Consider the following 19,813-nt stretch of genomic DNA (forward strand, 5'->3'; position numbering starts at 1 on the left):
TGTGGCTGGATGGGCTGATTACAGCTCCCAGAACTTACCGAACGCAGGGAAAAAGGCAACCCTTTTCCCTTTGTCTGTTTCTGTTCTCTTTGTGTTTCTGCCTGTGAGTCCGTATTTTTTTTATTCCAGAAGACCTGTTTTCCCGCTTTTCCTCCCTCTCCTTCTGACTTTTCCCCGGGCCAGCTGGTGTTCCCAGGCCACGTTTTGTTTCTATTGTTTCATTTATGTAAACTTGCAAACCGATATGTTCATATTTGTGACGTAAATGTAATGAACTGTCGTGTCAAGGAGTGTGGTATCGGTGGATTGTCTTCAAGGGAAAGAGGTTGTAGATCCTTCCTGGTTGAGGGATGGCACCGGTTGGCGGCCCTGCTGGCGGACCTGTTGTTGAATATGGAATAAATATTGCAAAAACGTATGGTAACAACAAGCTCAAACACCAGGTATCAGCCATGCATGATTCGCTTACAGCAGAAGCAGGAAATTCAGCCGCCTGGGAAGAACGCACCGGCCCCAGAGCCACAGAAACCCTGGAAGTTCGGGCCCTGTACCGCATTGTTCAGCTCATCGGTTCGGCCGTGCATCTGGATTCGACCCTGGCCGAGGTGTTCAAGGTTCTCCACGACACCCTGCAGATGGAGCGGGCGACCCTGGCCATTCTCGACAACGACCGTTCACGGCTGGTGATCCGGGCCTCCTACGGGCTGTCCGTGGAAGAGGAAATGCGTGGTACCTACGCCCTGGACGAGGGGATTTACGGCCAGGTGTTCCAGAGCGGTACCCCCTGTATCGTTCCCGACATTCACAGCGAACCGCTCTTCCTCAACCGGACCGGAGCACGGAACAGGATTTCCAAGTCCACCCTGGCCTTTATCTGTGTTCCCGTGGTTCTGGGTGACGATGTTGTCGGCGTTCTCAGTGTGGACCGGCTGTTTGCCGCCGAGGTCAACCTGGAGGAGGATGTCCGTTTTCTCACCGTTCTCTCCACCATCATCGCCCAGTTCCTTCATCTGCACCAGGCCATCCGCAAGGATCGGGAACAGCTGGTCCTGGAAAACAAAAGCCTGAAGGCCGAACTCCATGGGCGCTACAACCGGCATTACATCATCGGCCAGTCCAAGGCGATTCAGGAAATTTTCTGGAGCATCGAACGGATAGCCCCGTCCAGGGCCACGGTGCTGCTGCTGGGTGAGTCCGGTACCGGCAAGGAACTGGTGGCCCGGGCCATCCACGAGGCCAGTGACCGCAAGAACAGGCCGCTTATCAAGATGAACTGTGCCGCCCTGCCGGAGAATCTGCTGGAAAGCGAACTCTTTGGCCATGAGAAGGGGGCCTTTACCGGAGCCGGCGCTGTCCGTCTGGGTCGGTTTGAACTCGCCGACGGCGGAACTCTTTTTCTTGACGAGATCGGCGAGATGCCCCTGTCCCTCCAGGCCAAGCTGCTCCGCGTCCTCCAGGAACAGCAGTTTGAGCGGCTGGGCTCCACACGGACCCTGAGTGTGGATGTGCGGATTATCGCGGCCACCAATGTCAGTCTGGAAAAAGCCGTGGCCGCCGGGACCTTCAGGAGCGATCTCTTCTACCGTCTGCACGTGGTGCCACTCAACCTGCCCCCGCTGCGGGAGCGGCGCGACGATATTCCCCTGCTGCTGGATCATTTTCTCCGCAGCAGCAACAAGCGAAACGGCAAGAATCTTCGCATGAGCCGGGAGTTTCTCGACTTTCTTACCGAGTATGACTGGCCCGGCAATGTCCGGGAGCTGCAGAACCTGATCGAGCGTCTGGTGATTCTCTCCAGTGGCGATGTCCTGCGGGTGGAGGATCTGCCCGAGTATCTGCTGACCCGGGAAACACCGGTTGTCACCCGGCGGCCTGCGACCCCGGAACATGCACCGGACAGCTCTACCCTGTCCCGCGATCCGGAGCCGCCAACGGTCCACAAGCCACTCCACGAGCTGGAACGCGACCAGGTGGAGGCGGCTCTCAAACGCCATGGCTGGGTCCAGGCCCGGGCCGCCCGCGAGTTGGGCTTGACCCAGCGCCAGATCGGCTACCGGATCAAGAAATACAACCTCAAGCGGCCGGAATACTACTGATCCCCTCTCCACTGGTCAGGCGGACCCTCTCTTCCGCGTTCCGGCCCCTGATCCTTACCTTCTGTTCCCCTGAACTAGCCCGCATATTTCACAAGCGATCTACTGCAAGGCCTGAAAACACCGCGCCTGCTGCGTCACAGCTTCAAAAAGAGTCCTCGAAATATTTCAATATGTCTGCGGCTCTTTTTGAAGCTGTTCCTCGAAGGTCTCTCTTCGTTCGCTATCTGCATCCACGGCGTTTTCAGACCTTTCGCCACGATCATTGTGAAATATGCGGGCTAGCAACCAGCTCTCTTCCTGCCGCGCTTCGGCGCCGCGGTACTTCTTTTCCTGTCCCTGATCCTGCCGGTCGCTCTGTTCAGAACACAAAGGGGGCAAAGAACACGGGGGCAGCCGTGGTCTGCTGCTGCGTGTTCTTTGCCCCCCTTCAACAATCAGGCAGATCTGGACTCTTTCCTCCTGATGGCCTTCCTTTTTTCAGCCGCAGCCGGTTCCGGCACCCATGCAACCGCTGCCGGAAGAGCATTTGCGCATTCTGCCCTGGAGGCTGGTCAGCCCTTTACCGGTATAGACGGCCTCCAGCCCCTTTTCGATGAATCCCGACATGACGATGGGCTTTATCTGTTTCTTTTTCAGGGTTTCCCTAGGGCTTTCGCCCAGGTCGTTGACCAGGATGGCCCGGCAGTCGCCCAGGATACGGCTGATGTTGAACCAGCGCTGGGAGCCGCCCCCGGCCGCGGGTGCCGGTCGTTCCTCGATAAGTTTGTAGCCACCCTGGCCGTCCTCGCCCCAGATCTGGAACCGGGTGGCCTCGCCGAGGTGCTGGTTGACAAGCACGCCTTCCAGGGTCGCCACCGCCACATAGGGCCGCTTGGCCACCGAGTGGCCGGGCAGCTTGGCGCAGGCCGAAAGACAGCCCCGCATCTCTTCGGTGCGGTCGTCGTCGAGCAACCCCACCGCATCGGCCCGGCAGCGGGTGCAGTGGCGCATCTGCGGCAGGTACTGTTCGGCCTCGTTGCGGATCCCGGTCATGTAGATCCTGGAGGGTTCCGGGATATTTTCAAATACCGTGTCGACGTTGGGGTACATGGCCATGCAGTTGAACAGGTCGGCGCCGAGATCGCGCATGGCCCGCGCCACCTTGATGATGTGATGGTCATTGACGCCGGGAATGGCGATGGTGTTGATCTTCACCGTGATGCCGTGTTTCTTCAACTCCCTGATCGATTGCAGCTGCCTGGCCAGGAGCAGTTCGGCCCCCTGGCGTCCCCGGTAGAGCACCCGGCCGTCCCGGACCCAGGAATAGATGTTTTTACTCACCTCGGGATCCACCGCATTGACCGTGACGGTCACGTGCGAGACCCCGATCTCGGCCAGCTCGGGCACGTAGGGGCTCAGGTTCATGCCGTTGGATGCCAGGCAGAGGATGGTTTCAGGGTATTCCCTGCGGATGAGACGCATGGTCTCCAGGGTTTCATCACCATTGGCAAACGGGTCGCCGGGGCCGGCAATGCCGGCCACCGAGATTCGCGGCTCCTTTTCCAGCACCCTGCCCATGTAGTAGAGGGCCTGTTCCGGGGTGAGGACGGTGGAGGTCACACCGGGACGCGACTCGTTGACGCAGTCATACTTGCGGTTGCAGTAGTTGCACTGGATATTGCACTTGGGCGCCACTGGCAGGTGGACCCGGCCGTACAGCCCCTTGACCTTGGCGTTGAAACAGGGATGCCGGTTGAAATCGAGTGGTGTTGTCATGGTGTGCTCCTTTATATGAATTCAGAGTTCTAAATCCTGTTTTCTGCGGGTTTTTCCGGCCTGGTCTTCTGCCTACATGTAGGCGTAGCCGACATCCGAGGCGTCCTGTTTGGCACCGATCATCGCATTGGTCACCGTGTCGAAGAGCTGCTGCGCCCCCTGGTAGCCGAGATGGAGAATGCGCTGGCCGCCGACCCGGTCGTGGATGGGAAAGCCCACCCGGACCAGGGGGATGGCCAGCTTTCTGGCCAGGGGATATCCCTTGGAGTGACCAATAATGAGATCGGGCTTGAGCGACCCGGCCATTTCACCGATGTCGAAGAAATCCATGTTTTCAAAAACCTGTGGCTGCTCCAGGAGAATATCACCGGTGAGTTTCTCGATGGTCCGGGCCAGCTTGCCCGACGAGCCGCCACTGGCGCAGAGCACCGGCTGGATACCGATTTCCGCCAGAAAGACGGTCAGGCCCGCAACCAGATCCTCTTCGCCATAGACAATGGCCCGTTTGCCGAAGATATATTTATGCCCGTCCACGTAGGCATCCACCAGTCGGCCCCGCTGGTGGACGTATTTTTCCGGCACCGTCCTGCCGCTGATTTCGGCAAGCAGGGCCAGAAAACGGTCGGTCTCTTCAATACCCATGGGTAACCCCAGCCGGTGGCATGGAACCTGGAACTTCTTCTCCAGAACTCTGGCACCCGAGTTGGAGTCGGCCAGGGTGTGGCCAAATTCGATGGAGAGCCGGCTCCTTCCCATGGACTCGATGCGCTCAAGCGGGGTGCCCCCGGCCGGAACTTTGACGTATTCCTTAAAGATGGGGCCATCCATGGTGGTGGAGAGATCCGGGAGCATGGTCCAGTCCAGGCCGAAATCGTCCAGGATCTCCTGGAGGAGCCGATAGTCGGCCGAGGAGACAAAGCCCGGCATCAGGTTGATGGTTTCGGTTTTCGGTCCTGATTCGGCCAGCTGTTCGACCACCGATTTCACCGCTGCGTGAAATCCCTCCATGTGGGTGCCCGAATAGCTGGGGGTGGATACGTGGATAAATTTGGGCAACCCCTCGGAACCGGCGGTGTCACGCTGGAATTCCCTGAGGTACATGGGCACGTCGTCGCCAATGGTCTCGGTGAGGCAGGTGGTGGCGATGCCGATCATGGCCGGGCGGTATTTTTCCGCCACATTGGTCAGGCCCTGTTTCAGGTTGGGGCCGCCACCATAGACCGCGTGCTTCTCGGAAAGCGAGGAGGAGGCGATATCGATGGGCTCGTTGTAGTGGCTGATGATATAGCGCCGCATGTAGGTGGCGCAGCCCTGGCAGCCGTGCAGATAAGGCACCGTGCCCTCGATACCCTTGAAGGCCAGGCAGGCACCCAGGGGCTTGCACAGCTTGCAGGCATTGGTGGTGGAAATATAGTTGGGCGGTGGATTCTTGCTCATGGTCGGTACCTGTCTGGTTTTCAATTATTGCCGGGGACAAAGCGCCATACCGGGCTCATGACCGAGTTGTAGACTTCCCGGGCGAAGTTGAGCATGCCGGTGAATCCGGCCAGGGCTTCCTTGCGTTCATGGTTGTGGTCACAGAACCCGATCCCCAGCTTGTAGGCAATGGGCCGTTCCTTGACCCCACCAACAAAGATGTCGACGCCCTTCTCCTTGAGAAAGGAGGTCAGCTCCAGGGGATTGGAGTCATCGACAATGACCGTGCCCGGATCGGTGATAGCGGCCAGCTCTTCATAATCTTCCGTGGTGCCGGTCTGGGAGCCCACCAGGACCACCTGCATGTCCACCAGGCGAAACGCCTTGACCAGGGAAAAGGCTTTGAAGGAGCCGCCCACGTAAATGGCGGCCTTTTTTCCAGCCAGGGCCCGGCGGTATTTTTCCAGCTTCGGGACCAGTTCGCTCACCTCCTGACGGACCAGTTCCCTGGTTCGGGCCATGATGGCTTCGGCCTCTGGATCACCGGGAAATTTTTTCAGGAAAAAGCGGGCGATGTCGTAGAGGGCCTCGGACATGTCCTCGATGCCGAAGTAAGAGACCCGCAGCGACGGAACCCCGTATTTCTCTTCCATCATGTTGGCCAGCCCCATGGTGGATCCGGAGCACTGGACCACGTTGAGAGCGGCGCCGTGGGCCCGGCGGATATCATCCACCCGGCCGTCACCGGTGATGTTGGCCACCACCTCGATGCCCATGCGCTCATAATACTTACGGACCATCCAGATCTCGCCGGCCAGGTTGAAGTCGCCGAGGATATTTATGGAAAAGCGGGAGATGGTCTCGGTCTCCCCGGTACCGATGAGCCGGAACATGGCGTCGCAGGCGGCCTGGTAGCCGGCCCGCTTGTTGCCCTTGAATCCCTCGGATTTGACCGGGATGACTGGGATACCGGTTTCCTTCTCCATCTCGCGGCAGACCGCTTCCAGGTCGTCGCCGATGATGCCGACGATACAGGTGGAGTAGACAAAGGCGGCCCTGGGATTGTGGCGGGCGATGAGTTCACGCAGGGCGCTGGCGAGTTTTTTCTCGCCCCCGAAGATGACGTCGCGTTCCTGGAGGTCGGTGGAAAAGGAAAGCCGGTGCAACTCCGGCCCCGAGGACAGGGCACCGCGGATATCCCAGGTGTAGACCGCGCAGCCGATAGGACCGTGCACCAGGTGCAGGGCATCGGCAATGGGGTAGAGGACCACCCTCGAACCGCAGAAGGTGCAGGCCCGCTGGCTCACGGCCCCGGCCAGGCTGTCCTTGTTGCAGACAATGGAAAACGGGGTCTTCCCCTTGATGTAGATCTGGTCAGCTCGCTCTTTCAGTGCAACTGCCACCATGGTCTTTCTCCTGATATGCGTTTGCGAATAGATGCTGCCAGGAGAAAGGCAAGAGGTGTGCCATGTGCGCTTTTTGTATTTTTCTTTATTGTTTCAGGTGGTTATCTTTGAATGTGTCTTTAGCGGCGACCGGGTGGATGGGGCCAACTTGTCAGGAAGAGGACAAAAAGGAAAGGGTGCTACAAAACTGTAGGCAAGGGGGAGCCAGGGGCCGGCCGGCAATGGGCCGGGCCCTGGTTTCAGATTGGCAGGACGCGGACGCGGGTGGAGCTGAAATCCGGGATCCCGGCCTGGACATCGACCATGGGCAGGTTGCCCAGGTGGTCGTCCCGCCGGGAGATATCGTTGGGGTTTATGCCCCTGCCCCGGCGGGGATCAGGGATCAGGACATCGCCTGAAACTACTCTGGAACCGCCCAGAAAGACAGATTGTCCGTCCTTCACCTCCACCCGGCCCGCACCATGGTAGGTGTGGCCGTAATGGAAGGAGATAGCCAGGCAGCCGGGACGGATGAGTCTTGTGGTCTGCACCTGTCCGGTAATGCCCCGGGGTGTGCTCCTGGAAACCAGCCGTACCCTGTCCCCGTCCTGTATTCCCAGGTTGCGGGCATCGTCGGCGTGCATGACGATATGGTTTTCAGGGAAGATTTCCAGGGCCGCGGGGTGGTTGATGGTCCGGGACTGGGTATGGACGTTCATCTTGTGGGTGACCACCTGGAAGGGATAGTCCCGGTCTTTTTCAGCCACCACATCGCCGGCCGAGTCGGTTGGTGGCCAGTAGTGGACTGTACCGGGGTAGCGCTCGCCGGTGAGTGCGTTTCTGGCCGCGGCCATCTCTTCATTGAAGAGCACCACCCGTTTAAGGCCATGTTTGAATTTCTGTCCGTCAAACTGGTCCTGGTATCTGGCAAAGATGCCGCCGCGGGCCAGGGCATGGCAAAGGGTTTTCCACTGCGGGTCCGGCAGGATGTCCCGGTATCTGGCCACGGGGTAGTTGGCTTCCACGAACCGCTGTTCTTCGGGCGTGGCAGCCGGCAACCCACCATTGGCAGCAATGTTGGCAAAGCCCCTGAGGTAAAAGTCCTCGCCCCGGAACAGGGGATGGAGGTTGCCCTCCCGGTCACCGATGGCCCTGGCGCCAAAGCCCGGCAATCCCAGGTGGTTTGCCAGGTCGATGAGAAAGGTTTCCAGGCAGAAGGGTCTGCCGTCCGCGGTCCTGGTGGTGAGTGGTTCGATGAGCGGGGTGCGCAGGGCGGTGAACCGGCAGGCTGGTGCATGGGGATGGATCCAGCCGTAATGCCCTTCAGCCCAGGTCACGTCCGGGATAATGTAATCGGCAAAGATATTGGATTCGTTGATCGTCGTGTCGATGGAGACATAGAGCGGCACCCGGTCCGGGTCGGCCAGGGTCTCTTTATACCGGGATCCGCCGGGGGTGGAATAGACCGGGTTGTAGAAGTAGTGGAACAGTACCCGGCACCGGTAGGGATAGCCGGCATCGATACCGTTCATGGTCTCGACACTGAGGCCACCCCTGGTGAAGGTGAACCAGGGACGGCTGGCCGGGTAGCCGCTGCCTCCCTGTTCCTTCCGGCGGCGGAACTCAGAGCTCTTTTCGTAGACCGCCTTTTCCCGGGAGAGCATTACCCCGCGGGGCTTGCGCCGGCCGGGGAACTTTTTCAGATCATAGAGCCCCCTGTGCCAGGCAGCGACCTTGCCGCCGGAACTCAGGTAGCCACCGCGCATCTCGATGGAACCTGTCATGACGTTCAACAGGGCAATGGCATAGGCCGCATAGGTGCCGCAGAGGTAGTTGCCGGCCCCGTGGTACTGGCACACCGCCGCCCTGAACCCATGGGCGGCGAACTCCCTGGCCGTGCGGGCGATCTTTTCGGGCGCGATACCGCACCACGAACCATACTCCTCCAGGGTATGGGCCTGCACTGCTTCCCGCATGAGCCTGAAACCGGTTTTGACCAGGACCCGTTCGCCGGTAGCCAGGGTGAGATGTCGTTCCTGGTCGAGCATGGCCCGGTCCACGGTGTCAAAGGGAATCGGGCTGCCATCTGCCGGGTCCAGGACCACGTAGCGTTCATCGGCCTTACTGTTGCCCGACGGAACCAGGTCGCCCAGGCGGAGAAAGGTCTGGCTACGCTCATGGCCCGGCTCGACGATGACCAGGTGGGTGGCGTTGGTGTAACAGCCATGGCCCAGTTTGTCCGCGGCCGCCGGACAGGGAGCCTGGAGGTATGCCCGGTCATAGGCCCCGTGGTCGATCATCCAGCGCAGCATACCCATGGCCAGGGCCCCGTCCTGGCCCGGCTTGACCGGCAGCCAGTCGTCGGCATGGACAGAACCGTTCTGGGCCCGGGGATCGACGATCACAAGCCGGACTTCACCCCGGGCATGCCGCCTGGCGATGGCCGCGCCATAGGTGTTGATCCCGGGCTGGAGGGCCTCGTAGATGTTGGCCCCGAACACCAGGATATATTCGGCCTCCCAGGGATTGGCCTTGAGTTCCCACTGTTTTTTTTCGCTCAGGGCAAAGTTGCCCATCCGGAAGCCGATTCCGCAGATATCGGTGTGGCCGACCCGGTTGATGGAGCCCATCGCGTCCTTGACAAAGCGGTTGATGAGAGCCTTGCGGCCGGTCTGCAGTCGGCCGGTCATGAAGACAAAGGTGTTGCGCACCGGTCCCAGCTCCGGGGCCCGGGGATCGATGGGTTCATCACTGTTGAGCTCGGCCAGGCCGGGGACGTGGCGGTCCTCGCCAAGGTGGCCAAACAGCTGGCCGCCCTCACTGATTTCCCGGATCAGCTGCTCCCATTCGATGGGCTCGAACTTGCCTTCGCCCCGGCGCCCGGCCCGCTTGAGTGGTCGGACGATCCGGTACGGGTCATAGACTGCGCCCAGGGCGTCGTGGGCCTTGCCGCAGACCGGGCTTGGTTTGTCCAGGACCCGGTCCACCGGGGTGTGGTAGGGTTCCGGTTCTCCCATGTGATTGTACGGGTGGTAGGGGTTACCGGCTATCTCCCTGAGCACGCCGTCCTGCACGGTTGCCCGGACACCGCAGCGGCCATTGCAGCTCAGACAGACCGAAAAGACGGTCCTGGTGTTGCCTGGTTTCCCATGCTGGAGGGTGCGGGGGTTGAGCCAGGATTTTTTTTCCTGTGTCCCGGCTCCGGCCCTGGGCGGAACCATGAGAGTGGCGGCCGCGGCGGCCGAACCGGCCAGCAGCTCCCGGCGGGAGAAGGAAGTTTTTTGTTGTTGCATGTTTCGTTTACTGCTCACGGGGTCCTCCTGCTTGCCTGGCGATGGGGGATGTAGCGTACCGCCGCTCCGTCGGTCCGGTCGGAATCCCGGAGCGTGAGTTGCGGGGCCCTGAGACAACGGGCGAATTCTCCCGCCGGTCTCAGGAGATCACCGAACAGCCGGGCTCCGGAGCTGCAGGCTTCCACACAGGAGGGAACACCACCGGCCACAAGACGGTCCAGGCAGAAGTCACACTTGTCCACCCTGTTGCCGTGGGCCGGGTCGGCAAACCGGGCCCCGTAGGGACAGGCTTCGATGCAGTCGCCGCATCCGTCGCACCTGGACCAGTCGGTAACCACCACGCCGTTGTCGAGATGGAAGGTGGCCTGGCGATCGCAGGCGGCCACGCAGGACGGGTCCTCGCACTGGTTGCACTGGATGGGGGTAAAGAGCAGGCCGCGCCCCCGGGCAAAGACCTCCTCCCGGATCAGAATACGGGTGTTGAACTGGTTCCTGGCGGTGTGGTTCCGGTTTTTGCAGGCAATGACACAGGACTGGCAGCCGGTACAGCGGTTGAGGTCGATGATCATGCCCCAGCGTACCGGTTGCTCCCTGTTCCGGTCCTGCCCTGCCAGGACTGGCTTGAGCCCGGCCGCGCCCAGGAGCAGGGCGCCGCTCTGGACTAGGAACTTTCTCCTTTCTTCCATCTCGTTCCTCCTCGTGGTGCTCACGGGAAACGGACTTGCTGTCCAGGCCGGGGCGGAAATCCCGGCCTGGCACCATCTAATCCTGGGTATAGGTGAACTTGTAGGCAAAGGAGCCCGGATCGAGCCAGTCCAGCGGCGTCCCGTTCACTTCGGCGTACGGATAGCCAAAGGTGTTGAGCGGGCCGGCCTGCTGGCGCGGGTTGAGGACGAGATCCCGGCCCACGGCCAGCTGGACCCGGTACGGATCCCAGGCGCCCCAGAAATACTGGCGGTACTCGGTGGTTTTCGGATCATCCAGCGACAGGTTTTCCTTGAGCATCATTTTGCGGACATCGGCCGGATCCACCGGCACCCAGCCGTAGCCCGGCAGGTAGAACTCGGCCCAGCAATGCTGCCAGGTGGTGATGTCCTGCAGCGGTTTTTTGCCCATGCGGATCCCCAGGATCTCGCGGGCCGGCACCTCGGCAGCCCGGGCCAAAGCGACAAAGACCGAGTGGATGTCGGTGCATTTTCCGCCAGGCTTTTGGAGCAGGCTGCAGACATCGCCCTTGCCGCAGCCCCGGGTGCTGGGATCCCGGTACATGTTTTCACAGGTCCAGTCATAGATCGCCTTGGCCTTGGCCAGGATCGTGGTCTTGCCCCGGGTTATTTTGTCGGCCAGCGCCTTGACCGACCCGGTAATGGGCCCCAGGCTGGTAGGCTGGAGCCACTGCTGGAACGCGGTCCGGTCCCAGCACGGCTCACGGGCCGGAAAGTCCCGTTTCACCACTTCCTTGCGTACCGCGTGGAAAGAGAGGGTGAGATGGCGGGCATCCTCGCCCGGCTTCCAGCGGGCATAGAGTATAGGTGTCTTGAATTTCTGATCGGTGTAGACTGCAGACTCGGCAAAATCCCCTTCCACCTTGATGTCGGTAATTAACTGGTTCTGGTCCGAGACCGGGTAGGGAATCCAGAGCCTGACCTCCTGGTTGGCAGGATGGTGGGACAGGTTGAACTCCATGACAATGGTCCCCGAGGCTGTGGTGGCCGATGCCAGGGCCGGGAGAAAGAGGATGGACATGGTGAGCAGGACAAGCAGTTTTTTCATACGAACCTCCAAAGGAATTATCTCGGTATGGTGTTGACGTATTTTTTCCTGGGAGGTGAAACTATTTGATTTGACTTTATAAGTCAAAGCGGAAATATCTATGATTCCTTTTTGGTGTATTGGTAAAATCTATTGGGCCCCCTGGCAGGAGAAGGACGGCCAATGGTGGAGATATGCTGGACCCTGCAGGAAGCAGTGTTGAGTGGGATAAAAAAAACCCCTGCCATTTCCAGTGGCAGGGGGAGAACCGTACGGTTCTGTCAGGGGACAGGCCAATACGACTGTAGATGCGGGTTGTCAGGTTCGATTCCTGGTGATACCGGATTTTCAGGTCCACCAGATGGACCGTTTGGGCGGGTTTCCGTGCTTTTCAAAGTTGTCTCCCGATTCTCTCAGAACTTCGGTAAGCTCCTCCACGGTAAAGTGGTAGCCGTCTTCCGCGGCCAGGGTCACAAACTCTTCCAAGGTTGCCGGTGCATCATATTTGGCGCGGATATGCTTGTCTTCCCCTCCGGCGATGAGTAATGCTTCAACATCTTTCTTTGCCATGTTCTGCTCCCTCCTGTAATGTCCGTTTCATATATCTGATCGTACCGTCAGTGGCGTTGCTGCTGATTGTCTCGGTTGCCCGGTGTGCTCCGGACGGTTCCTGTCCGGCTGGAACCAGGCAGCGAACCTGTGACCAGTTCACTGACCTGTTCGGCCAGTACGAGCATGTCCGCGATCTCTGCCATGGAGGGCGGGTCGATGTGATAGGTGTCCAGGTCACATATTTCCTGGTGCCTGTCCAGGGCCAGGAGTCGTTCCCGCATGGTGTCGATGGCGCCGGGAAACGTCTGGTCCATGGCCTCCACCAGGTCGTGCATGGTGTGGTTGTAGGGCAGGGTGCCATGGAACATCAGCGCGGCCATGAAGAATTTTTCAATGGCCATGGCGACGAGGTTGTAGAGGATTTCCGTTGTGAAGATGTTCCGGCGCCTGGCATAGCCTCCCCGGGCAGTGGCCAGGTACTGGTGGCCTTCTTTCAGAAAATCCTCCCAGTCGTCAATGGGTTGTCTCCTGATGCCATCCAGCGGTATCATGTTGGCGCCGGGAGACGGGGTGCGGACTGTATCGGTCATGTCAGATCTCCTTGCAGAGGCAGATAAGTCTTGTTTTGTGCCAGCCCTGGTGGCTGTAAAAGCCAAGCGCCGGCTGGTTGTTCCGGTCCGCGAGGAGCTGCAGGCGGGACGCGCCCCTTCTGCGGGCCCAGGCGGCCAGTTCCTCGAGCAGGCGACTGCCCACCCCGCACCGATGGTGCCCGGGCAGCACAACCACATCCTCCACCACCACCTTGGGCCCGCCAATGGCAGTGGAAATGAGTAGCTGGCCAGTGCACATGCCGATCACCCGGTCCTGTAGCTCGGCCACCAGGATGACGGCCTCCTGGCTGTCAAGGAGCAGGCCAAGGCCCTGGCGCTGCAGTGCCTCGTCAAAGCTGAAATCCTCCTCGATGGAAAAGAGGAGCTCGAGCAGGGCGGTCAGGGCCGGGAGATCCGCAGCCCGGGCCGGACGGATGATGAATGGTTGGGGGCGGCCCATGGTCGTCCGCTCAGGCTGACAGCAGGTATTCTGCCGCCGGTTCACCATCTTCCAGGCCGTCGAGAATCGTATCGATGGCCTCTTCACTGTTGACACCCTTGAACCACCAGTTTTCCGGCTGGATAACCATAATCGGCCCCTTTTCGCACTGCTTGAGGCAGGTGGTGGCCGTGACGAGACAGTCCAGTCCCCGGTCCAGCAGCTCTTCCTCCAGGTACTGTAAAAAGCCGTCGGTCTGCTTGTGACAGAGGCCTTTTTTGTCTCCGTCCACACGGAAACTCTGGCACAAAATGATCTGGCGTTCTGGTCTTGCCATGGGTCTTCTCCTCTGGTTTCTGCAAATATGGATAAATGGATAATCGCTCTATGCGGATCGGCCGGACGGTGGGTGTCCAGTGGCCGTGTTCCGCCGCGATCCGGTCGCGTTGTCGCTCCCGCCGGTTCATGCCGGCTGTGCGCAACCCTGTTTTTTCTTACCGCCACCGTAGAGCACGTCCACGGTTCCTTCGATGTTGTCCTCCATGGTCAGGACTCGTATCCCCAGGCTCGCCAGGACCTTTTTCGGGGCCTCACCGGCATGGGCGGCCAGGAGGGCGAAGCAGTCCTTGAGGCAGGCCTCGGCGAGGGTCTCCCAGCGCGAAGCGCCTTTTTCCGTGGCCGGGACCGGCCGGGCTTCCAGCAGACAGGTGAGGCCGTCTTCCCTGGGGCCGTAGATGAGGATGCGATCCGCCTGGCCAAGATGAAGGTCGATCTCCATGCCGCTGCCACTGACCACCGCCACATTGGGCCGCTCCCTGGTCGGCCTGGGCAGGATTGGTCCGGGGAAGGCAGCAGCTGAATCTGCATTGTCCGACAACGGGTCTGGCTGTTTTTCCTCCCTGAGGATGGTCACCTCAAGATAGTTGGCGCACTGTTTCCCGAGCTGGTCGAGCCGGGCCTCGTCCAGGGCTCCGGGTCCTTCCTGGTCTTCGCCGGGCGGGGAAAAGGGCACCAGGGTCATGGAGGAGGAGCCAAGACCGGCCATGTGCCGGGCTATCTCCTCCACCTGGTCCTCGTTGATCCCCGGGTAGACCGTGGTCCGGACATGGACCCTGATACCATGCCTGGCCAGCGTCTCCACGGCTTTGCGCTGTTCGGTTACCAGCAGGGCCGTGGACTGGGGCAGGGGGATGGTCCGTCTGCCCGGGCGGATCCAGGCGTAGAGGTCGGCTGCCGTCGCCGCCTCCAGGGTATCCACCAGGAGTGTCGCCTCGCTGACTCCCCTGGCCGCCAGGTCCGCCGCGTGGTCGGCCGCGCCCAGGCCCAGGGTGGTCAGGGACAGCTCCATTTCCGGATATAGGCTCCGGAGAAGCTCCAGGGTCTCCAGGGTCGGTTCGATGTCGGCCAGGGGATCACCCGGCCCCTCGAGGATGACCCGGCGAATATCCCGGCCTTCCTCGAGCAGCGATTCCAGGTAGCTCATGGCCTCACCCGGGCGCAGGGCCCCGGTTACCCTGGCCATGGGAAGGAAACGGATCCGGTTGTTGGCCCGGGCCGCCATCGGCAGGGTCAGCCGGGGTTCCGGGGGCCGGGTTGCGGGAAAGGGAAGAATTGTCATGGTCATTACCTCGGGAAAACAGGGGAACACCTGGCCTGCCGGAGTCCGGGAGCCGGCCGTTTGTCCGGCGGCCGGCCCGCGATCCGTCCAAACCGGTTAGAGAACGAGCTCAAAGCTGGTTTCAGGATCGTCACGATCCTTGCGGTCCAGCAGGGCGCCGAGGATTTTCTCCAGCAGGCGGATACCGCCCTTGTAGCCAACGGTGGGGAAGTACTGGTGGCCCTGGCGGTCCAGGATCGGGAAGCCCCAGCGGACCAGCGGGATATCCTCGTCCCGGGCGATGTACTTGCCGTAGGTGTTGCTGATGAGCAGGTCCACCGGCTCGTTTTTCATCCACTGGTGGAGCAGGAAGAGATCTCCCTTGGCCTTGACATTGACCTCGCAGGGCAGTCCCTCGGTGATCTCACGGATCCGTTTTTCGAACTTCTTGCCCGGCGTGCCGGTGACGATGTGCACCGGCAGCATGTCGATGGAGACCAGGAACTCGGTCATGGCGATGACCTGGTCGGGATCGCCGGCAATGGCCACTTTCTTGTGGTAGAGGTACTGGTGCATGTCGGAGATCAGGTCCAGCAGCTGGCCGCGCTCGCGGGCCAGGCTCTCGGGGACCGAAACCCCGGCGACGGTGCGCAGGGTATCGACGAACCGGTCGGTGGCCTTGAGGCCAAAGGGCATGTCGATGACCGTGCAGGGGACCTTGCACTGCTTGTCCAGTTCCCGGGCCGCCTCGCCGGAGCACCATTCGCCAAGGGCAAGGGTACCCACCGCATCACCGGTGGCCTTGAGTTCCTCGATGGTGGTGCCCCCTTGGGGAAACATGCTGAATTTCCCGGTCAAAGGGCCGTTGAGCACGCCGGACGTATCCGGAAACAGGATGGTATCTATCCCGAGCAGACCGGTTATCCGTTTGATCTCTTCCATGTCCGCCGGCTCGACCCAGCCGGGGATGATGTTGACCTTGCCGTTTTTTTTGCCGGTGTTCTCGGCCAGCTCGGTCATGGCCTTGACCATGGTAGAGAAGCCGGTCACGTGGGAGCCCACGTAACTCGGGGTCGAGGCGCAGAGAACGTATTTGTTTTTCGGGATTTTACCTTCAGCGTATCCTTTCTTGCGGATCTGCTTGAGGTCGTCACCGATGGTCTCGGACAGGCATGTGGTATGCACGGCGATGACATCTGGATCATAGATGGTGAAGATATTGTTGAAGGCCTGCATCAGGTTGGCCTGGCCCCCGAAAACCGAGGCACCTTCGGTGAAGGAGCTGGTGGCTGCGGATACGGGTTCCTTGTAATGCCGGGTCAGGGTGCTGCGGTGATAGGCGCAGCAGCCCTGGGAACCATGACTGTGTGGCAGGCATCCGTGGATGCCGAGCGCCGCGTACATGGCACCGATGGGCTGGCAGGTCTTGGCCGGATTGATGGTCAGGGCCTTGCGCTCGGATATTTCTTTTGGTGTATGTCTCAGTAGCATTTGTCTAACCTCTTTGAAGGGCAGGGTGACAGGTCACCCTGCATACTTATCCTGATTCCGTGACGTATGATCGTCTGGAGATCATTGACCGTACTTCACTGTACAGGAGTCTTCCGGTTTCACGGTTTCAGGTTATTCCCACACGTAGGCACCGGAGAGCTGGGGGTTCTCCTGCCATGGAGCCTTCATGTAGCTCCAGACCCGGCTGTTGACCAGCCGGTCGATCTCGTTGTAGAAGTTGATGGCGCCCTTGAAACCGGCATAGGGACCGCCGGAGTCATAGCTGTGGAGCTGTTTCATGGGGATGCCCAGCTTCTGGATGGAGAACTTCTCCTTGATGCCGGCGCAGAAGATGTCGGGCTTCATCAGTTCCACCAGTTTTTCGGCCTCGTACTGGTTCAGGTCGTCGATGACCAATGTCCCCTCTTCCATATCCGGCAGCAGCCCTTCGTAGGACTTGAACTTGAGTCCTGCTTCTTCCAGGGCCTTGAGCTCCTCGGGGGTCTTCCGCGGCCGGTAACGGGTCTCGTCCGGTTCCACCTCGATTTCCTCGATGTTGCGGCTGTCCGCGTCCACCTTGAGCTTGGGCAGAACGTGGCGGCCCTCGTAGTCGTCCCGGTGGGCGAACTCGTAGCCGGCCGAGATGGTTTTCATGCCCATCTCCTTGAACAACTCCTGGTAATGATGGGCCCGGGAGCCGCCGACAAAGATCATCGCCGTCTTGCCACTGGTCCGCGGCAGAACATCCTCCTGGGCCGCCTTGACCGCCGGCATCTCCTCTTCGATCACCTTTTCCACCCGGTCGATGAGCTCCTGGTCACCGAAATAGGCGGCGATCTTGCGCAAGCTCTTGGCCGTGGCCTCGGCGCCGATGAAGTTGACCTTGACCCAGGGGATACCGAACTTGGTCTCCAGCATGTCGGCCACGTAGTTGATGGACCGGTGGCACATGACGCAGTTCAGATCTGCCTGGTGCGAGGTGGCGAACTGGTCATAGGTGGAGTTGCCGGAAAAGGTGGCCACGTTGGTGATCCCGCATTTCTTGAAAATACGGTCGATCTCGAATCCGTCGCCGCCGATGTTGTATTCGCCCAGCAGGTTGATTCGGTACTCGCCTTCCTGCGGTTCGTCGTTGGTGCCGACGATATGGCGGAACACCTGGTTGTTGGCGATGTGATGACCGGCCGACTGGGAAACACCCTTGTACCCCTCGCAGGAAAAGGCAAACACGTTGCAGTCACCGAACTTTTCCTTCATCTTCCTGGCCACGGTGTGGATGTCGTCGCCGATGAGTCCGACCGGACAGGTGGCAAAGACGGCGATGGCCTTGGGATGAAAGGTGTCGTAGGCTTCCTGGATGGCCATCTCCAGCTTCTTCTCCCCGCCGAAGATGATGTCCGAATCCTGCATGTCGGTGGAAAAGGTGTAGTTCATGTACTGCTCGCCGTCTTCACCGGCATCGGTCTGGTTGCGCCGGGTCAGCCAGGCATAGAAGCTGCAGCCGATGGGGCCGTGTACCAGGTTGACGATGTCGCGGGTGGGGCCCAGGATAACGCCCTTGCAGCCGGCGTACGTGCAGCCGCGCATGGTAATGATGCCGGGAATGGTCCTGACGTTGGCCAGGATCTCCGGGGTGTCGTTTTCAAGGGCTTCGTTTATCAGTATCTGTCTGGCCCGCTTCCGGGCAACCTTGGGCGGATATTTCTTGAGCAGTTCCGCCTTGATGTCAGTGGGATCCCACTGCACCGGTTTTTTTTCAGGTGCTGTTGTCATCTATCTTCTCCTTGTCAGGCAATGGCTGTCTCGCCGGTTTCTCCGGTCCGTACCCGGACGGAATCCTTGACCGGCAGGACAAAGATCTTGCCGTCTCCAGGCTTGCCGGTCTGGTTGGTTGCGATGATAGCCTTGACCACGTCTGGAACTTTGTCATCCGGAACCACGGCAGTGATCATCCGCTTCGGATACAGCTTGCCTTTCTCGCCCAGCAGGGCCGCGGCTTCCTCGTATCCTTCCTCGACGCCCTGAAGGAGCTGCGGATTAACAAAGCCTTTGCCCCGGCCCTGGGCCTCGTGGGCGAAGAAGGCGTCGATCCCGGCGTCGGTCAGGGCCTGCTTGGTCTGGTTCATCATGTTGATGCGCACAACGGCGATGACCTCTTTCATGATGCCACCTCTTCTTCGGCCGGGGTATCGTCTTCCCTGGTGCCACTGCTGATGGTATAGACCTCCTCGACTTCGGTCACAAAGATCTTGCCGTCACCAAAAGCGCCGTTGGGGCTGGTGCGGGCCGTGTCCATGATGGTCTGGATGACGAAATCCTTGTCCTCCTCGTTCACCACGCTCATCAGCATGGTTTTCGGAATTTCATCGTAGGTGACGTCGCCGATCTTGATGCCGCGCTGTTTGCCGCGTCCGGCAACGGCGTACTTGGTTACGGCCGGGTATCCCGCGTCCATGAGGGCGGCGAGGACTTCATCGGCCTTTTCCGGCCGGACAATTGCTCTGATCATTATCATGATTTCTCTCCAGATTGAGTTGGGATGGACCAGACAACCAGGCCTGGTCAGGTGTAAATAGGGGTGCTCTCATTATGCCATCAGGCCAAAGTCCATGAGCAGTTTCTCAAGTTCCTCGATCTCCATGGGGGTGGGGACGACAAACTTTTCGTTCTCGTCGATGGCCTTGGCCAGGCCGCGGTACTCTTTGGCCTGCGGAACGTCGGAATTCCACTCGATGACCGTCTGGCGGTTGATTTCCGCCCGCTGGACATCGTTGTCCCGGGGGACGAAATAGATCATCCGGGTACCGAGTTTTTCGGCGAACTTCTCTATCATTTCCTTTTCATTGTCCACGTTCCGGGAGTTGCAGATCAGGCCGCCGAGCCGGACATTGCCGGACTGGGCGAACTTGACGATACCCTTGCTGATGTTGTTGGCTGCGTACATGGCCATCATCTCGCCGGAGACGACGATGTAGATCTCCTCGGCCTTGCCGTCGCGGATAGGCATGGCGAATCCGCCGCAGACCACGTCGCCCAGGACATCGTAGAAGGCGTAGTCCAGTTCTTCGCTCTCCTCATAGGCGCCCAGGGATTCCAGCATGTTGATGGAGGTGATGATACCCCGGCCGGCGCAGCCGACACCCGGTTCCGGACCGCCGGACTCAACGCACCAGGTGCCGCCGTAACCCAGTTTGCGGATATCCTCGAGTTCCACGTCTTCTCCTTCCTCGCGCAGGGTGTCGAGAACCGATTTCTGGGCCAGACCGCCAAGGAGAAGCCGGGTGGAGTCTGCCTTGGGATCGCAGCCGACCACCATGACCTTGCGGCCGATTTCAACCAGTCCTGCAACCGTGTTCTGGGTGGTGGTGGACTTGCCGATACCGCCTTTGCCGTAAATCGCTACCTTTCTCATTGTCGTGCCTCCTTTAAAAATGGGATGTTCTACCG

Annotated in this window: 17 protein-coding genes; 1 reads left to right on the forward strand and 16 read right to left on the reverse strand. The window is 60.1% G+C overall.

The features are described 5' to 3' along the window. The first annotated feature begins 452 nt into the window (after positions 1-452). Positions 453-2,096 carry a nif-specific transcriptional activator NifA gene (gene nifA, locus GF1_RS01140; protein WP_267927789.1) on the forward strand — a complete coding sequence of 548 codons (1,644 nt, stop codon included), beginning with the start codon at positions 453-455 and terminating at the stop codon, positions 2,094-2,096. 477 nt (positions 2,097-2,573) lie between these two features. Here nifA and nifB read toward each other — a convergent pair whose 3' ends face one another. From nifB to nifH, 16 genes are all read right to left on the reverse strand, one after another. Continuing rightward, a complete protein-coding gene (nifB, locus tag GF1_RS01145; RefSeq protein ID WP_267927790.1) occupies positions 2,574-3,851 on the reverse strand; it encodes a nitrogenase cofactor biosynthesis protein NifB in 1,278 nt (425 codons plus the stop codon). A 72-nt stretch (positions 3,852-3,923) separates the two neighbouring features. Beyond that, complete coding sequence (locus GF1_RS01150) at positions 3,924-5,288, reverse strand: nitrogenase component 1 (RefSeq protein ID WP_267927791.1); 1,365 nt, start codon at positions 5,286-5,288, stop codon at positions 3,924-3,926. Between the two features lie 20 nt (positions 5,289-5,308). Continuing rightward, positions 5,309-6,673 (reverse strand): nitrogenase iron-molybdenum cofactor biosynthesis protein NifE, encoded by a 1,365-nt coding sequence (gene nifE, locus GF1_RS01155; RefSeq protein WP_267927792.1) that lies wholly within the window; start codon positions 6,671-6,673, stop codon positions 5,309-5,311. 239 nt (positions 6,674-6,912) lie between these two features. Further along, a complete protein-coding gene (locus tag GF1_RS01160; protein ID WP_267927793.1) occupies positions 6,913-9,963 on the reverse strand; it encodes a molybdopterin-dependent oxidoreductase in 3,051 nt (1,016 codons plus the stop codon). Further along, positions 9,960-10,631 carry a 4Fe-4S dicluster domain-containing protein gene (locus GF1_RS01165; protein WP_267927794.1) on the reverse strand — a complete coding sequence of 224 codons (672 nt, stop codon included), beginning with the start codon at positions 10,629-10,631 and terminating at the stop codon, positions 9,960-9,962. Before GF1_RS01165 ends, GF1_RS01160 begins: the two co-directional genes overlap by 4 nt. 76 nt (positions 10,632-10,707) lie before the next feature. Further along, positions 10,708-11,718, reverse strand: a complete 1,011-nt coding sequence (locus tag GF1_RS01170) for a transglutaminase-like domain-containing protein (protein WP_267927795.1) — start codon at positions 11,716-11,718, stop codon at positions 10,708-10,710. A 327-nt stretch (positions 11,719-12,045) separates the two neighbouring features. Then, positions 12,046-12,267, reverse strand: coding sequence for a Nif11-like leader peptide family natural product precursor (locus GF1_RS01175; protein WP_267927796.1), 222 nt, complete (start codon positions 12,265-12,267; stop codon positions 12,046-12,048). Positions 12,268-12,314: 47 nt separating this feature from the next. Continuing rightward, positions 12,315-12,839 carry a hypothetical protein gene (locus GF1_RS01180; protein ID WP_267927797.1) on the reverse strand — a complete coding sequence of 175 codons (525 nt, stop codon included), beginning with the start codon at positions 12,837-12,839 and terminating at the stop codon, positions 12,315-12,317. Between the two features lies 1 nt (position 12,840). Continuing rightward, positions 12,841-13,299 (reverse strand): GNAT family N-acetyltransferase, encoded by a 459-nt coding sequence (locus GF1_RS01185; protein WP_267927798.1) that lies wholly within the window; start codon positions 13,297-13,299, stop codon positions 12,841-12,843. Positions 13,300-13,309: 10 nt separating this feature from the next. After that, positions 13,310-13,615, reverse strand: a complete 306-nt coding sequence (locus tag GF1_RS01190; RefSeq protein ID WP_267927799.1) for a (2Fe-2S) ferredoxin domain-containing protein — start codon at positions 13,613-13,615, stop codon at positions 13,310-13,312. 126 nt (positions 13,616-13,741) lie between these two features. After that, the gene (locus GF1_RS01195; RefSeq protein WP_267927800.1) at positions 13,742-14,896 is read right to left on the reverse strand and encodes a NifB/NifX family molybdenum-iron cluster-binding protein; all 1,155 of its coding nucleotides are present in this window, start codon (positions 14,894-14,896) and stop codon (positions 13,742-13,744) included. A 96-nt stretch (positions 14,897-14,992) separates the two neighbouring features. Next, a complete protein-coding gene (gene nifK, locus GF1_RS01200) occupies positions 14,993-16,366 on the reverse strand; it encodes a nitrogenase molybdenum-iron protein subunit beta (RefSeq protein ID WP_267927801.1) in 1,374 nt (457 codons plus the stop codon). A 132-nt stretch (positions 16,367-16,498) separates the two neighbouring features. Then, entirely contained in the window at positions 16,499-18,139 is a 1,641-nt protein-coding gene (gene nifD / locus GF1_RS01205) for a nitrogenase molybdenum-iron protein alpha chain (RefSeq protein WP_267927802.1), read from the reverse strand. 14 nt (positions 18,140-18,153) lie between these two features. Next, positions 18,154-18,528 (reverse strand): P-II family nitrogen regulator, encoded by a 375-nt coding sequence (locus tag GF1_RS01210; protein WP_267927803.1) that lies wholly within the window; start codon positions 18,526-18,528, stop codon positions 18,154-18,156. Beyond that, positions 18,525-18,884: a P-II family nitrogen regulator gene (locus GF1_RS01215; protein ID WP_353740436.1), complete on the reverse strand. Its 360-nt coding sequence runs from the start codon at positions 18,882-18,884 to the stop codon at positions 18,525-18,527. Before GF1_RS01215 ends, GF1_RS01210 begins: the two co-directional genes overlap by 4 nt. A gap of 69 nt (positions 18,885-18,953) precedes the next feature. Continuing rightward, positions 18,954-19,778, reverse strand: a complete 825-nt coding sequence (nifH, locus tag GF1_RS01220) for a nitrogenase iron protein (RefSeq protein WP_267927805.1) — start codon at positions 19,776-19,778, stop codon at positions 18,954-18,956. Positions 19,779-19,813: the final 35 nt, after the last annotated feature.

Origin of the sequence: Desulfolithobacter dissulfuricans (genome assembly GCF_025998535.1) — a bacterium.
Lineage (GTDB): Bacteria > Desulfobacterota > Desulfobulbia > Desulfobulbales > Desulfobulbaceae > Desulfolithobacter > Desulfolithobacter dissulfuricans.